This window comes from Vibrio ordalii ATCC 33509, assembly GCA_000257205.1.
Classification (GTDB): Bacteria; Pseudomonadota; Gammaproteobacteria; order Enterobacterales; family Vibrionaceae; genus Vibrio; species Vibrio ordalii.
In genome coordinates this window covers 1-14,142 of the sequence record AEZC01000213.1, presented here as the reverse complement: position 1 = coordinate 14,142, position 14,142 = coordinate 1, and the positions used below count along the sequence as shown (strand labels likewise).

At 46.4% G+C, this 14,142-nt stretch carries 9 protein-coding genes and 1 pseudogene; 3 read left to right on the top strand and 7 right to left on the bottom strand.

Annotation, left to right across the window (positions count from 1 at the left end):
- Positions 1-14 precede the first annotated feature (14 nt).
- On the top strand, positions 15-2,054 hold the full coding sequence (locus VOR_RS0114080) for a TonB-dependent receptor (protein ID WP_010320337.1): 2,040 nt from the start codon (positions 15-17) through the stop codon (positions 2,052-2,054).
- Between the two features lie 188 nt (positions 2,055-2,242).
- Here the strand turns inward: VOR_RS0114080 and VOR_RS0114075 are convergent, their stop codons facing one another.
- The 5 genes and pseudogenes from VOR_RS0114075 to zntR form a co-directional block, all read right to left on the bottom strand.
- Positions 2,243-4,378, bottom strand: coding sequence for a lysine decarboxylase CadA (locus VOR_RS0114075; protein ID WP_010320336.1), 2,136 nt, complete (start codon positions 4,376-4,378; stop codon positions 2,243-2,245).
- A gap of 117 nt (positions 4,379-4,495) precedes the next feature.
- On the bottom strand, positions 4,496-5,836 hold the full coding sequence (gene cadB / locus VOR_RS0114070) for a cadaverine/lysine antiporter (protein ID WP_010320335.1): 1,341 nt from the start codon (positions 5,834-5,836) through the stop codon (positions 4,496-4,498).
- Between the two features lie 533 nt (positions 5,837-6,369).
- The gene (gene pdxY / locus VOR_RS0114065; RefSeq protein ID WP_010320334.1) at positions 6,370-7,236 is read right to left on the bottom strand and encodes a pyridoxal kinase PdxY; all 867 of its coding nucleotides are present in this window, start codon (positions 7,234-7,236) and stop codon (positions 6,370-6,372) included.
- A gap of 125 nt (positions 7,237-7,361) precedes the next feature.
- A pseudogene (gene cadC, locus VOR_RS17975) lies at positions 7,362-8,939 on the bottom strand (lysine decarboxylation/transport transcriptional activator CadC).
- Between the two features lie 131 nt (positions 8,940-9,070).
- Complete coding sequence (gene zntR / locus VOR_RS0114055; protein ID WP_010320333.1) at positions 9,071-9,469, bottom strand: Zn(2+)-responsive transcriptional regulator; 399 nt, start codon at positions 9,467-9,469, stop codon at positions 9,071-9,073.
- A 164-nt stretch (positions 9,470-9,633) separates the two neighbouring features.
- Here zntR and purH point away from each other — a divergent pair, with 164 nt between their 5' ends.
- Positions 9,634-11,244 (top strand): bifunctional phosphoribosylaminoimidazolecarboxamide formyltransferase/IMP cyclohydrolase, encoded by a 1,611-nt coding sequence (gene purH / locus VOR_RS0114045; RefSeq protein ID WP_010320331.1) that lies wholly within the window; start codon positions 9,634-9,636, stop codon positions 11,242-11,244.
- Between the two features lie 246 nt (positions 11,245-11,490).
- Complete coding sequence (gene purD / locus VOR_RS0114040) at positions 11,491-12,783, top strand: phosphoribosylamine--glycine ligase (protein ID WP_010320330.1); 1,293 nt, start codon at positions 11,491-11,493, stop codon at positions 12,781-12,783.
- 118 nt (positions 12,784-12,901) lie between these two features.
- Here purD and VOR_RS0114035 read toward each other — a convergent pair whose 3' ends face one another.
- Positions 12,902-13,588: a DUF1481 domain-containing protein gene (locus VOR_RS0114035; protein WP_029627224.1), complete on the bottom strand. Its 687-nt coding sequence runs from the start codon at positions 13,586-13,588 to the stop codon at positions 12,902-12,904.
- Between the two features lie 42 nt (positions 13,589-13,630).
- On the bottom strand, positions 13,631-13,903 hold the full coding sequence (gene hupA / locus VOR_RS0114030) for a nucleoid-associated protein HU-alpha (protein WP_010320328.1): 273 nt from the start codon (positions 13,901-13,903) through the stop codon (positions 13,631-13,633).
- Between the last annotated feature and the right edge of the window lie 239 nt (positions 13,904-14,142).

Here is a 14,142-nt window from a genome sequence, read left to right as displayed (position 1 = left end):
TGTAAGAGTTTATTATGTCCTATTTTAAAAGTCGCCCCACATTACTTTGCTTAGCTATTCTCGCCGCTCATCACTCAGCACTAGCCCAAGAAGAGACGTTGGTTGTAACAAGCCAACAAACTCAGCACCCGGTTGTTGCCACCGCAACACGGACTGCAACGCCTGCGAAATTAGTGCCGCAAACCATTAATAGCCTACCTGCAGAGCAGCTCAGCGCCTTTAATCCATCCTCCTTAAGCGCAGCGCTAGTCGGTACGCCCGGTATTGATGCGGTCAATGATACCCGCTTTGATAGCGTGAAGATTCGTGGTTTTGCGGCCAGTAACGATTTCTACCTCGATGGTTTCCGTGATGACATGCAGTACACGCGCGATCTCGGCAACATCGAAAGTGTCGAGATCCTGAAAGGACCTGCGGCGGTACTGTATGGACGTGGTAGTACTGGTGGAATCATCAACCGAGTCAGTAAAACGCCACAAAAAGGCCAAACCTCAAGTATCAATGCACGAATTGGTAGCCATGATTACCAACGTCTCGCTGCCGATCTTAGCGGTGAATTACATGACGATGTGCAGGTGCGCTTGAATATGGCACAAGAAGACAGCAACAGTTTCCGCGATGGTGTGGAAGGCAAACGCACACTGCTGGCACCTTCACTGCGTTGGGCAATTAAGGACAACCTCGATTTTCTTATCCAGTATGAACGTAATGAGCACCACCGCACACCGGACCGCGGCATTCCTGCGGTCAATGGCTACCCGGCTGATGTGCCTAACAGCGCTGTCTACAGCGATACTAAACGTGATTTTATTGATGATGTGAGCGAAACAACTCGCTCACGACTCACTTGGCAATTGAACGATCTTTGGCAACTGCGCCAACAGCTCAGCTACATTAAGCTCGACAGCGAATTTGATAATACTTACGTCACTCAAGTGAAAGGGGATAACGTGGTTCGTAAGCGCTGGCAGCAACAGCTCAATGCCAGCAACTTAACCAGCCAAAGCGAAGTGGAAGGCCAATTCAATACCGGCTCAATTAACCACCGTTTATTGGCTGGCCTAGAACTGAGTTGGCAGGAACGTAATCCAAAACTGTATAAAAATAAGGAGGCGATCCCTGCGGGCAACCTTTACCAACCGGACCAACTCCCAAGCCACAATGGTGAAATGTCGCTGTCTAGCGATGCTAATCATAAAGTACGCAGCTCTGGTCTTTACTTACAAGATCAAATCAGTCTAAACAACTGGCATCTGTTACTTGGCCTACGCTACGACGAATTTAAAGTTACCACTCACCGCTTGGATCTTAATAAAGAAGAAACTCAAACCTCTTATAACCTAAGTCCTCGCTTAGGCTTGGTTTGGAACCCAGTGGCGGATCACGCCTTATACGCTTCTTACAGCAAAACCTTTTCTCCTGTCGGAGGCGGGGTGATTGGTCTTTCACCAGGTAACAAAGCCAATCAGCTTGATCCTGAGCACAGCCGTTTATATGAAATTGGTGCAAAAAGCGATTGGTTCGATGGACGCATTGCCAGCACTTTATCTCTGTATCGTTTAGAGATGTATAACCGCCGGATGAAAGATCCTCTCGACCCAAAAATCATATTACTCACTGGTTTACAAAGAACCGATGGTGTGGAATTGGATGTGAAAGCATACCTCAGCGAAACATGGTCACTGCGTGGGGCTATCGGCTGGCAAGATGCTGAAATCATCAAAGCCGAGAATAATACCCAAGGCAATCGCCCAAGTGCAGTATCAAAACTGAATGGTCAACTATTTATTCACTACCAAGCGGAACAAGGCTGGTTCGCTGAAACGGGTATGACAGCGGTAGGCGATCGCTATGCTGACTCACAAAATACGACCAAACTGCCCGGTTACGCGCGTTTTGATGCTCGTCTGGGTTACCAATGGCAAGATTGGAGCACTCAATTGAGCGTAGAAAACGTGTTAGATAAGGACTATTACGTCAGTGCCACTGGTGCGACACAAATTATGCCAGGCGCACCTCGTCAGTTCTATATTAACGCCTCTTACGCTTTCTAAGCACTATAAGCACTATAAGCCGCTAGAGAGCCGCTAAATACTTCGATAAAAAAGAGAGCCGAATGGCTCTCTTGAATCGATTTACGTTGGTTTGAGGTATCGCAATCGAATTTAGGGTGTTGGCGGGTTTATCTTTATCGCTGCGCGCGCAATAAAGGTTCCCGATAAACCGCCAACAAAATCGACCTTTAGTCTTTCAACACTTTCACTGTGTAGCTCCCGTTAGCTTGACGATACAAGCCGTGAATATCAGTATCAAACCCCGGATAATGCGCGCCGATTTCACACAACATTTCCAAGAATTCAAGGACAGGACGTGAGCTCTCTGTCACCATTTCACCTGGCAACACCAAAGGTACACCAGGAGGATAAGGTAAGATCATATTCGCGCTCACGCGGTTAACCATTTCATTCAACAGAACCTCTTCAGTTTTACCGCGTAGTTCTTTCTGCCACGCCGCGTGTGGCGTCACTTTCATCTCAGGCAACACATCAAATGCTTTGTACATCAATTCTGGCAATGCATATTTCTTAGTTAAGTCGTGAATACCTTGCGCTAGCTCTTGGATACGCATGCCTTCGTAGAAGCTTGGGTCTTCTTTGTATAAAGAAGGAAGAATCGAACGAATGATCAAGTTCAAATCGTAACCCAGTTTGAACTCAGTCAAACCGCGCAGCAGTTGCATCGCTTTCGATTTATCAATACCAATTGAGAACAAGAACAGCAGGTTGTATGGGCCTGTTTTTTCAACCACAATGCCGCGCTCGTCTAAGAATTTAGCCACTAATGAGGCAGGGATCCCCGACGCTTCAAGCTCACCTTGTTGATTCATTCCCGGAGTTAATAAAGTAATTTTAATTGGGTCAAGGTACATGTGGTTATCATCAATACCTTTAAAACCATGCCAGTTATCATTAGGGTCTAGCTTCCAACATTCCGTTGTATCAATATTCTCCGGCTGCCATACATCAAAGAACCAGCTATCACTCTCACCTTTTAATCGTTTGATCTCTTTACGGAAACGTACGGCGCGATCAATAGAATCTTGCATCAACTTGCGACCCGTATTGCCACGCATCATCGCTGCTGCTGTTTCAGTTGAAGCCACAATACCGTATTGAGGCGAGGTCGAGGTATGCATCATGAAGGCTTCGTTAAACGACTCTTTATCAAACTCACCTTTTATATGAATCATCGAAGCTTGCGAGAAAGCGGCGAGCAGCTTATGAGTAGATTGTGTTTCATAAAACACTTTACCTGGCATCGCTTCACCGCTCATACCACATTTACCTTGGTAAATTGGGTTGAAGTTAGTGTAAGGCACCCAAGCACTGTCAAAGTTAATGTGTTTACAATCTAAAGACTCTTTGATGAATTGGGTGTTGTACAACAAACCATCGTAAGTCGAGTTGGTGATCACAGCATAGCTTGGCGCGCTGGCACCCGGGGTATTGGCCACTTTTTCAGCAATCACATCACGGCTAAATTCGCTTTGTGGAATTCCGCCTAAAATACCGTAAGCATTACGAGTTGGACGGAAGTAAATAGGCGTTACGTCTGTCATCATCATTAAATGAGTTAATGATTTATGGCAGTTACGATCCACCAGCACAGTGCTACCCGCCGGCGCAGAATACATGCCGACAATTTTATTTGATGTCGAAGTACCGTTGGTTACGATGTAAGAACTGTCGGCATTAAATGTTCGTGCAATATACTCTTCCGCTTCTTTATGTGGGCCAGAGTGATCAAGCAGTGAACCCACTTCTGGCATCGAAATTGAGACGTCTGCTTTGAATGTATTCGGGCCGTAGAAATCATAAAAGATACTTCCTGCGGGGCTTTTTTGGAATGCCGTACCTCCCATATGACCAGGAGTACAGAAAGTGTACTTGCCCTCTTCCACATATTTAAACAGCGCTTTGGTAAACGGAGGCATGATCGCATCTTTATACTCTTGCGTTGCTTGATTGATCTTCACTGCAATATCATCGGCCATGCCTAACGAATACTCAAAAAAGCTCACGTTCAAACGCAAATCTGTCAATGAAATATCTAACGTTGACTGCTCATTGGCAAATGCGTGTACTGGCAGTTTTTCGTTGACATTACTGATGCGCTCACAAAGCTCAAGAGAGTATTTATCCCAGTCAAATAACACCCCACAAACACGCGGATTCATCTCAATTAATTTGATCAAATCTTTATCATCAACGGGATAAACCACGTCATAACCTGCTTTTTCTAATGCCGCGTGAAGCTGGCGAACAGGCTCTTCTTTAAAGAACACACCCATGTGGTTCAAGATAGCAAAAATATTCATTTGAACATCTCCAAGACGAGAAAAGGCGCTCCCTATCCGTTGTGATAGTGAGGAGAAGAAGCACCAAGGAAAATGAAGGACTAACGCACTGCGTAGCTGGCGCGCTAGCCTAGGAAATTAAGCCGCTGACGCAGGTAAATCGTTTTTGTGTGACTCTATGTATTGAGCAAGGCCCGTTTTTTTGCTGTAGAACATCAAAATGACCAGTGACATGATGAAGGTGGCGGTCAAGGTCGTCCCTTCCGCGCCAGCCAGTGCCACCATACAAAACGCACACGCGACACCAGAGAACAACATCACAAAACCATTACGCGTCGTCATCCCTTCGAAACGGATCAAGTTAATGCTGGAGTAAAAGTAAGGCAGCATGGTTAACAACACTGCATCTGTTGTAAGTTGGTTAAAGATATCTGACGCGTGCGCGGTTTGAGAGCTAAAAGCCATCAAGACACACATCAGCGCTGTCATCTTGATTGACGCTAAGATCAATCCTTTTTTAGGCACACCGTTTTTGTCCGTATCGCCGTAGATTTTAGGAAAGTTGCCATCGCTCGCAGCACGTTTACCCGCTTCACCGACCAACATCATCCAAGAGCCTAACGACGTAAAACAAGCCAAGGCTGTGAAGGCTGAAACAAACGGTGCAGACCAACTACCAAAGAGTTCCGTTGTCGCGAGCGCAAAAGGAGCACCGGAAGCGGCAACTTCTGCGGCAGGGAACATCCCACTGATCATTTGTGTCGAAAGGATATAAATAATCCCCGCGATCGCCGTGCCAAGCATTGTCGCTAGCGGCACGGTGCGTTTGGGGTTGTGTACCATACCCGACGATACCGCGGCTGACTCAACACCAACAAATGACCACAAGCAGATCAATACGGCACTGATAATGGCGTGATTATCACTGCCAGCAGAAACGTTCCAGTTTTGTTGATAGGTTGCCATATCAAAATGAGTCCAGCCCAAAAGAGCAGTGCCCAGCACTGGAACCAAAATTAATACCAAACCAAACGTACACAAACGGCTAACCCAACTGCCCCCTAGCAAGTTGACCAAAGTAAACACCCATACCGCAGCAATAGTGGCTATCCCAGCAGGAACAGGGTTGTTCAAAATAGGGAAGAACACCGAAAGGTAGGAGACACCCGTAATGGCAATAGCTAAGTTCCCAATCCAGTTTGCGTGGTAATAAAGCACACCTGCTTGGAAACCAAATACTGGTGAAACTTCACCTGCATAAGCAATTGGGCCACCTTCTTGTGGGTTTTTAGTGGCTAAGCGTGCAAACACAAACGCCAAGCTCAGCGCGCCGATGATGCAGATAATCCAACTAAATAGAGAAATAGAGCCAACCGTTGCAAGGCTTGAGGGTAACAAGGCAATGCCGCTACCCATCATGTTGCCCGCGACCACCCCAGTACAGGCAATGACGCCAATTTTTTTGGTATTCGATGACATAACGTCTCCCGATATTTTCTACGAGCCATAGGCTCAAACCATAATAAGTGAGAGGCTTTAGCTAATAAGTCGCCACGACATCTCACTGAATTTGGCTGCAGATTACGCTCAAAATTGACGAAAAAAATAAAGATGCGCTTATCAATAAAATAATGAGTGAATCCCTATTTATTGAGAAAAACCTGATAACGAAAAAAATAAATATCCTTACTTTTCTGATAGATAAAAAATAAAACAACAAAACATCACAAAAGCTAAAAATATCAGGAGAGAACAATCGGAGCAGATAGGTGAGATAAACAAACCGTTTGATGTGATAAAGCCACAAACGCAGTTATCAGGAAGGGTTTCACTACACAATTGGGCGCTGGCAAAGCAATGTTCGCCCAATGCCAATAGACTTGATCGCTCTAATCCGTTGAGAGAACACGCGATAGAGCGAACAGAGTCGCTCGACAAAGAAAAGCCTGAGGTTGAAGGTTTAGGATAGGAGCGATCGTTCGGTCTAGGGTTTGGTATCGTTGGATGATGTTTTAGCCTGCAGTTGCTATCAGCACGGCGGTAAAATCAGCGATGGTGCTGACCAATTCCTCTTGAGCGGCAATAATTTGCAATTCCCACTCGCCCTGCTCTGCCGTTTGCTTTAAGACTCGATAAACCGCATGATTACACAGCTCGAATGATTTCAGTGCATCGTGATTATTCAAGTAATAGCCAGTAAAGAGTGACGTAATGAGATCCCCTACCCCTACAGGTTGGCGAACAAAATCCAGCAAAGGCCGAGTGACAAGAAACAAGCCCTGAGCGCTACCCAGCAACATAGTAAATTGATGCTCAGAAGCACTGTGCAGATGCTTCACTAAGACAATTTTTGGCCCCATGGTTAATGCGCGTTGACACGCCTTAATCGCCGACTCCAAATCATCAATCTCGATCCCCGTAAATCGGGCTAACTCGAACTGATTAGGCACAATAATATCGGCTTTCTGCATGATCCGTTCACACAAAGCTTTGGTTACTTCCGGACTCACCACACAACCTTTAACCGGATCCCCCATCACAGGATCGCAAATATATAGGGAGTTAGGATTCGCAGCTTTCACTCGCTCAACCGTATCTAAAATTTCATCAGCCTGCGCATCGCTCCCGATATAGCCTGAAATCACTGCTTTGATCCCGCTAACGACCTCAATGTTAACTAAGCCCTGCGCGAGATCACTGATATCACCCGGTTGCAGCACTTTGCCCGTCCAGCCCTGCGCATATTGGGTGTGGTTGGAAAATTGAACGGTGTGAATCGGCCAAACCACATGCCCTAAACGCTGCAAAGGGAATACAGCCGAGCTATTGCCAGCGCAGCCATACACCACGTGAGATTGGATAGAAAGAATACCTTGCATAGTGGCCTCTAAAGGGGACAGTTAAAGCCCCCAGATAAATAACGATGAGTAATAAACACTCAACTCTCATGCTATGGCACGCCATAAACCACGCAGTATAGTTGAGATGAAACCCAACGCAGTTTCTATAACACAGTCGTAACCGATGGATGAACGGCGCGATAGAGCGCGTAATCAATCGACTTAAGGTTGCTATAAAAAGCTAAGTTTTCACACAACATATAAGTTTCCATCGACGTATCAATATAAAAAGCTTCGCTGTACGCTTCACTGGCCCTTTCTCTATCGCCCTGTAATTCGGCCAGTTTACCCAAAAGTACATACGCCAGTACTGATTCACGCTCAGCAAGGACTTTTTGCAAATAATGATTGGCTTGCGGCGCATTATCACGCATGGTCTCATGCAGCGCTAATGCTTCGAAAATACGCGGCTGTTGCAATGGTTGGCCTTGCTCGATGGCATGCAGTAATGACTGCGTCAATTGATTCACACGGTCAATGCTCAGCACCTGGCTTGGATCGAGCGCCGTTTGCACATAGTAAGCCACTAATAACTCAGCTTGCACGTAAGTGTTATCAGGTTCAATTTTCAATACCTCCTCTAACAGCCTGATCCCCTCTTTAAAAGAAGATGGCTGAGATACATTGAGATAATGATGGGCTTGAATCAACTTGACTAACGCTTGCTGGTTGGCGGGCATATTCGCCATTAATCGCTCAGCCTTACTGGCCGCATCCGGTACGGCTAATACTTGCATTAAATCCAGCGAGGCTTGCTTCATGACGGCTTTAATTTGAGGCAAAGCAAGCGAGTATTGGCGGCTAAACAGAATAGTCCCCGATCCATTATTGCGATACTCCACATCCAAATAAGCTTTACCGCCCTCATCTTTGACCTGCACCGTCACCGTTTTTCCCGCTAAAATCCCCGCAGCAAAACGGGTTTTACTCAAACGAACCCGATATTGACTGACTTGTGCGATGTCAGCGGCCAGCTTTTGCACTAAGCCATCGGACAACTCAATATTGCTTTGATCCTGCGCGAAATGTTCTTGGAATTTAAACTCAATCAAATGGGTATCAATCGCTTGAGTAATATTGGTTTCAGATTGATGGTAGGTAAACAAACCAAAAGCGATGATCAACGCTCCTATCCATAGCACATCAAAAGCCATCTATTTCCAACGGCGAATTTGCATGCTATCGCGTGGTGTAGAAGTGTTACGGCTACTAAAAGCGCGCGTCAACGGCCCGGCAGGAAAGGCAATATCGCCAGATAACTCGGGTTCAGCCGTCTCTTCAATTTCCGACCTTTGTGCTGATTTACTGATGGGTTCATCATTAATTACCAGCCAATTCTGCTCAACGACTTGTTCAGGAAACACTTTTGTAACGTTTGCCACCAGCTTATATCCACGCTTAGGCACAGTCGTTAAATAATGGGTATTTTCTTCACGGCCGTCGCGTAGCAGTTTTCTCAGCTCAAAAATAGATTGAGTCACCACTTGGTCGGTGACAATCGCACCACCCCAAACGTGTTCAATCAACTCTTCACGACAAAAGACTTCTCCTGCATTTTTTGCAAGAAAATACAAAAGGTTAATTAATCTTGGCTCGACCGAAACTTCCCTATCTTGGCGATACAATTTATTTTCATCAACACTCAACATCCAGTCGTTGATTTGAAAATGTATTCCAATCATGTGTGTACCATGAAGTATCAGTGATCATTGATAAAATGATAATTTAATACAAAGCAAATGAGGTGTGATTATATAAAGCTTTATACCCACAACCTAATGATCAAACTTATCAAAAACGCAAACTAAGGTTATCACTCCAATGCCGCTAAAATTGAGCAGTGGCTGGCGTTGTCGTCTGTATGACCGCAGCACGCATCGTTGATTTTTTTTAGCGCTTGACGAATCTCAATTAGCTCAGCAATTTTTTGGTCAATCACCACCAGCTTCGCGCTGGTGATCGATTTCACTTCCGCACAGCTGTGTTCCGTCGCTTCGAGCTTTATTTCCAGTAACTCTTTGATCTCATCCAAACTGAGCCCTAGCTCTTTGGCTTTGAGAATAAAACTCACCTGCTGCTGATTTTTTTGATTATATAAACGATAACCCGATTCACTGCGCCCCGCCGGTTTTATCAACGAATTTTTTTCATAAAAACGCAGCGTATCGGTTGAAACTTTACAGCGTTTGGCGAGCTCTCCAATTTGAAACATCTCATTCTCCTTTAACTTTTTTATTACGTTTAATACCCAATATCGCCGTTTTTATAAAAAATTTTGCGATGCCAAACGATTGCGCGAGCTTTTTGATGATTGTTTGGTTAGAATGTGCGCCATCAAATTTCCCATTAACTCCATGATTTGAGGAAGACCGAAGCATGAATAACGCTCGTCCTATTCACCGCGCATTGATCAGCGTATCAGACAAAACCGGCATTGTTGAGTTCGCTCAAGCTCTCGCGAAGCGCGGTGTCGATATTCTTTCTACTGGTGGCACCGCTCGCTTATTAGCAGACCAAGGTATTGCGGTTACAGAAGTTTCTGACTACACAGGTTTTCCTGAGATGATGGACGGTCGCGTAAAAACATTGCACCCGAAAGTACACGGTGGCGTGCTGGGCCGCCGCGGTCAAGATGACGACATCATGCAACAACACGGTATTAAGCCGATTGATATGGTGGTCGTCAACCTTTACCCGTTTGCCGAAACCGTTGCTAAAGCAGGTTGTACCCTCGCTGATGCGGTAGAAAATATCGACATTGGTGGACCAACTATGGTGCGTTCTGCGGCGAAAAACCACAAAGATGTGACCATAGTGGTGAATGCACATGACTACGACCGTGTCATTGCCGAGATGGATGCGAACGACCATTCGCTAACAATCGAAACACGTTTTGACCTTGCGATTGCCGCTTTTGAACATACCGCCGCTTACGATGGCATGATCGCCAACTACTTCGGCACTATGGTTCCGTCTTACGGAGCCTCTTTACTTGATGAAGAAGGAAAAAAGGCTGATGAAGAGAGCAAATTCCCGCGCACCTTCAACCAACAATTCCTGAAAAAACAAGACATGCGTTACGGTGAGAACAGTCACCAAGCGGCCGCTTTCTACGTTGAAGCCAACCCAGAGGAAGCGTCAGTCTCTACGGCACGCCAACTCCAAGGTAAAGCGCTCTCTTACAACAACATCGCCGATACCGACGCCGCTCTTGAGTGTGTGAAAGAGTTCGCTGAGCCAGCGTGTGTGATTGTCAAACACGCCAACCCATGCGGCGTTGCCTTGGGCAGCGATATTCTTCAAGCCTACAACCGTGCTTACCAAACCGACCCTACTTCTGCCTTTGGTGGCATCATCGCTTTTAACCGCGAGCTAGACGCACAAACCGCAACGGCGATTGTTGAGCGCCAATTTGTTGAAGTGATCATCGCACCAAGCGTTTCGACGGAAGCGATTGAAGTGGTTGCGGCGAAGAAAAACGTGCGCCTGCTTGAGTGCGGTGAGTGGTCAGCTAAAACCACGGGCTTTGATGTGAAACGCGTCAATGGTGGCTTGCTGGTGCAAGATCGCGATCAAGGCATGGTTAGCCTTGATGATCTCAAAATCGTAACCAAGCGCCAGCCGAGTGAAGAAGAGATCAAAGATGCTCTTTTCTGCTGGAAAGTGGCTAAATACGTCAAATCAAACGCGATTGTTTACTCAAAAGGTGACATGACTGTTGGCGTGGGTGCAGGCCAAATGAGCCGTGTTTATTCAGCCAAAATTGCGGGCATTAAAGCGGCCGATGAAGGCTTACAAGTAGAAGGATGTGTAATGGCTTCTGATGCATTCTTCCCGTTCCGTGACGGCATTGATGCCGCAGCGCAAGCGGGCATCAAGTGTGTGATTCAGCCAGGCGGTTCGATGCGTGATGACGAAGTGATTTCCGCCGCCGATGAACACGGTATGGCGATGATCTTTACTGGTATGCGTCACTTCCGTCACTAAAACCTTACCCCACCCTAGCCCTCCCCTAAAAGGGGAGGGAACAGAACGAAGTGACCTTACTTCCCTTTTAGGGGAGGGAGAATAGAACGAAATGACCTCACCTAACTTTTAGGAAGAGGTATTGCTCTCCAAGTTCCTTCCCTTCAAGGGGAGATATTGTCATCTAAGTTCCTCCCCCTTTTAGGGGGAGGTTAGGAGGGGGTAAATGGCAACAAACAAACTCTATACGTTAAAGGATACTCATAGATGAACATTCTGATTATCGGTTCAGGCGGTCGTGAACACGCACTAGGTTGGAAGGCAGCGCAAAACCCAAGTGTGGAGACGGTCTTTGTTGCTCCGGGTAATGCGGGCACAGCGCTTGAGCCTAAACTTGAGAACGTCAACATTGCAGTGGAAGACATTGCTGGTTTGGTCGCTTTTGCTCAAGAAAAACGTATTGAACTGACCATTGTTGGCCCAGAAACACCCTTAGTGCTTGGCGTGGTGGATGCTTTCCGTGACGCGGGATTACCCATTTTTGGCCCGACGCAAGCGGCAGCACAGCTCGAAGGCTCAAAAGCCTTCACCAAAGATTTCTTAGCTCGTCATCATATTCCAACGGCGGCTTACGCTAATTTCACAGAAATTGAACCTGCTTTGGCATACGTCCGCCAGCAGGGTGCGCCGATTGTGGTCAAAGCTGATGGCCTTGCCGCTGGCAAAGGAGTCATTGTGGCGATGACGCTGCAAGAGGCCGAAGACGCGATTCAAGATATGCTCGCAGGCAATGCCTTTGGTCATGCAGGCAGCCGCGTGGTGATTGAAGAGTTCTTAGATGGAGAAGAAGCGAGCTTCATTGTCATGGTCGATGGCGTAAATGTTCTCCCTATGGCCACCAGCCAAGATCATAAACGCGTCGGCGATAAAGACACCGGCCCCAATACTGGCGGCATGGGTGCTTACTCGCCAGCTCCGGTGGTCACGCCTGAGATCCATGAACGCGTGATGCAAGAGGTCATTTATCCAACCGTTCGCGGTATGGCAGCAGAAGGCAACCCTTACACAGGTTTTCTGTACGCTGGGCTAATGATTGACGCGCAAGGCACACCAAAAGTGATTGAGTACAACTGCCGCTTTGGTGACCCTGAAACTCAGCCGATCATGATGCGGATGCAATCGGATTTGGTCGAACTCTGCTTTGCCGCTCTAGAAGGCAAACTTGATCAAGTGGAGTCAAAATGGGACCCACGCGCTTCTATCGGTATTGTTTTGGCCGCTGGCGGTTACCCTGCCGACTACGCGAAAGGGGATGTCATTTCTGGCTTACCAACGCAAGAAGTCGCGGATGAGAAAATCTTCCACGCAGGCACAAGCAACCAAGCTGGAGAAGTCGTCACCAACGGTGGTCGCGTGTTATGCGCAACCGCACTTGGTAACACAGTTTCACAAGCGCAGCAGCGCGCTTACCAATTAGCCAAACAAGTCAGTTGGAATGGTATGTTCTACCGCAATGACATTGGCTATCGCGCCATTGCTCGTGAACAACAGACAAAATAACAACGACAAAGCTAGGTCATGATCCAATAAGGCGCTTCTTGAGCGCCTTATTTTATACTTCATGTCCATACTTCTGTATTGGCTTCGTGCTAAACCCACCAAGAGATGGATTGAATTATCACTTCAACAATTGCGGTTTTTCGACACAGCCATGATTCTCATCAGCAAGCATTAATAGCTCTTCGATATAGACACGGTTATTGCGGATTTTACCTAAAAAGGCAATGTAGTTATCCAATGATGCTAAACGACTGACCACAAAACTGGGCAGCGTTTGGTTAAATTCCATCTGCGTGTATTCATGACCCGTGCAGGTTTCAAACACTTCGCCATCCCACACTCCTTGAATCAGCTCTAACCCTTGGTTGTCTTTATTTTTGGTTTCTGAGATCAGGTATTGTGCTTGTTGCAGATAATGGGAAAGCTGCTCTTCATCGAGTGGCAGTATTTTTCCATCGACACGGTATTGTTGATAAATGGCCTCACCAGCGTCATTAAAACGTAAGTGAACCGAATAAGGTACGAGCGATTTTTTTTGTAGCTGCTCACCTTCGCGCTTGAGCTCTCTTAATGTCCCCTCATCCCAACGATAATTGCTTTTATACCAACCATAATCACCGGATGCGACATAATCGGCGGCGCTGTTTGGAGAGGCTGAACGCTCAGTATACCAATAAAAACTAGTGGCATCGCCCATGGTTTGTCCGCTGGTATAATTGGAATATTGTTCAAGGCTAGGTGTATGGCTAGAGGAGCATCCCATCAGGAATGTAGAAAATAGAATGGATAACAGAATTTTTTTCATGGGAAAAATCTACGCCGAGAGAGTATCTCGGCGTAGTATAAATTATTTCACTGAATCTTTCAGCGCTTTACCGGCGACGAATGCTGGAACGTTTGCTGCTGCGATTTGAATCTCAGCACCCGTTTTAGGGTTACGGCCAGTGCGCGCTGCACGGTGATTTACTTTAAATGTACCAAAACCAATTAGTTGAACTTGGTCACCCTCTTTGAGAGCTCCTTCAACTGCGCCTAAAGTCGCCTCAAGAGCAGCTTTTGCTTGTGCTTTAGATAAGTCTGCTTTTTCAGCGATAAAGTCGATTAATTGGGTCTTGTTCATTAGGTTTCCCTTCTCATGTGTTATCGAATTGACCTCACTCTAAAACATAAAGCCCCCGTCTGGCAAAGGTTTGTCGCTGATCTTTTGTCTCTATGCCGCACTTTTAACCACAATATGAGCAATAACTCACAATTTGTTACTGATTGACAAAGAATATCCGCTTGTTTTTGACGCTGTAAGCCCTTATTTATAGCGTACTTATGCTTGGATGCCTGATATTTCAGGTCACTTAAGCGACC

Bases quoted from the DNA above. Each gene is read 5' to 3' on its own strand.
- VOR_RS0114080 (WP_010320337.1), top strand. From the start codon at position 15: ATGTCCTATTTTAAAAGTCGCCCCACATTACTTTGCTTAGCTATTCTC.
- VOR_RS0114075 (WP_010320336.1), bottom strand. From the start codon at position 4,378: ATGAATATTTTTGCTATCTTGAACCACATGGGTGTGTTCTTTAAAGAA.
- cadB (WP_010320335.1), bottom strand. From the start codon at position 5,836: ATGTCATCGAATACCAAAAAAATTGGCGTCATTGCCTGTACTGGGGTG.
- pdxY (WP_010320334.1), bottom strand. From the start codon at position 7,236: ATGCAAGGTATTCTTTCTATCCAATCTCACGTGGTGTATGGCTGCGCT.
- zntR (WP_010320333.1), bottom strand. From the start codon at position 9,469: ATGTTTCAAATTGGAGAGCTCGCCAAACGCTGTAAAGTTTCAACCGAT.
- purH (WP_010320331.1), top strand. From the start codon at position 9,634: ATGAATAACGCTCGTCCTATTCACCGCGCATTGATCAGCGTATCAGAC.
- purD (WP_010320330.1), top strand. From the start codon at position 11,491: ATGAACATTCTGATTATCGGTTCAGGCGGTCGTGAACACGCACTAGGT.
- VOR_RS0114035 (WP_029627224.1), bottom strand. From the start codon at position 13,588: ATGAAAAAAATTCTGTTATCCATTCTATTTTCTACATTCCTGATGGGA.
- hupA (WP_010320328.1), bottom strand. From the start codon at position 13,903: ATGAACAAGACCCAATTAATCGACTTTATCGCTGAAAAAGCAGACTTA.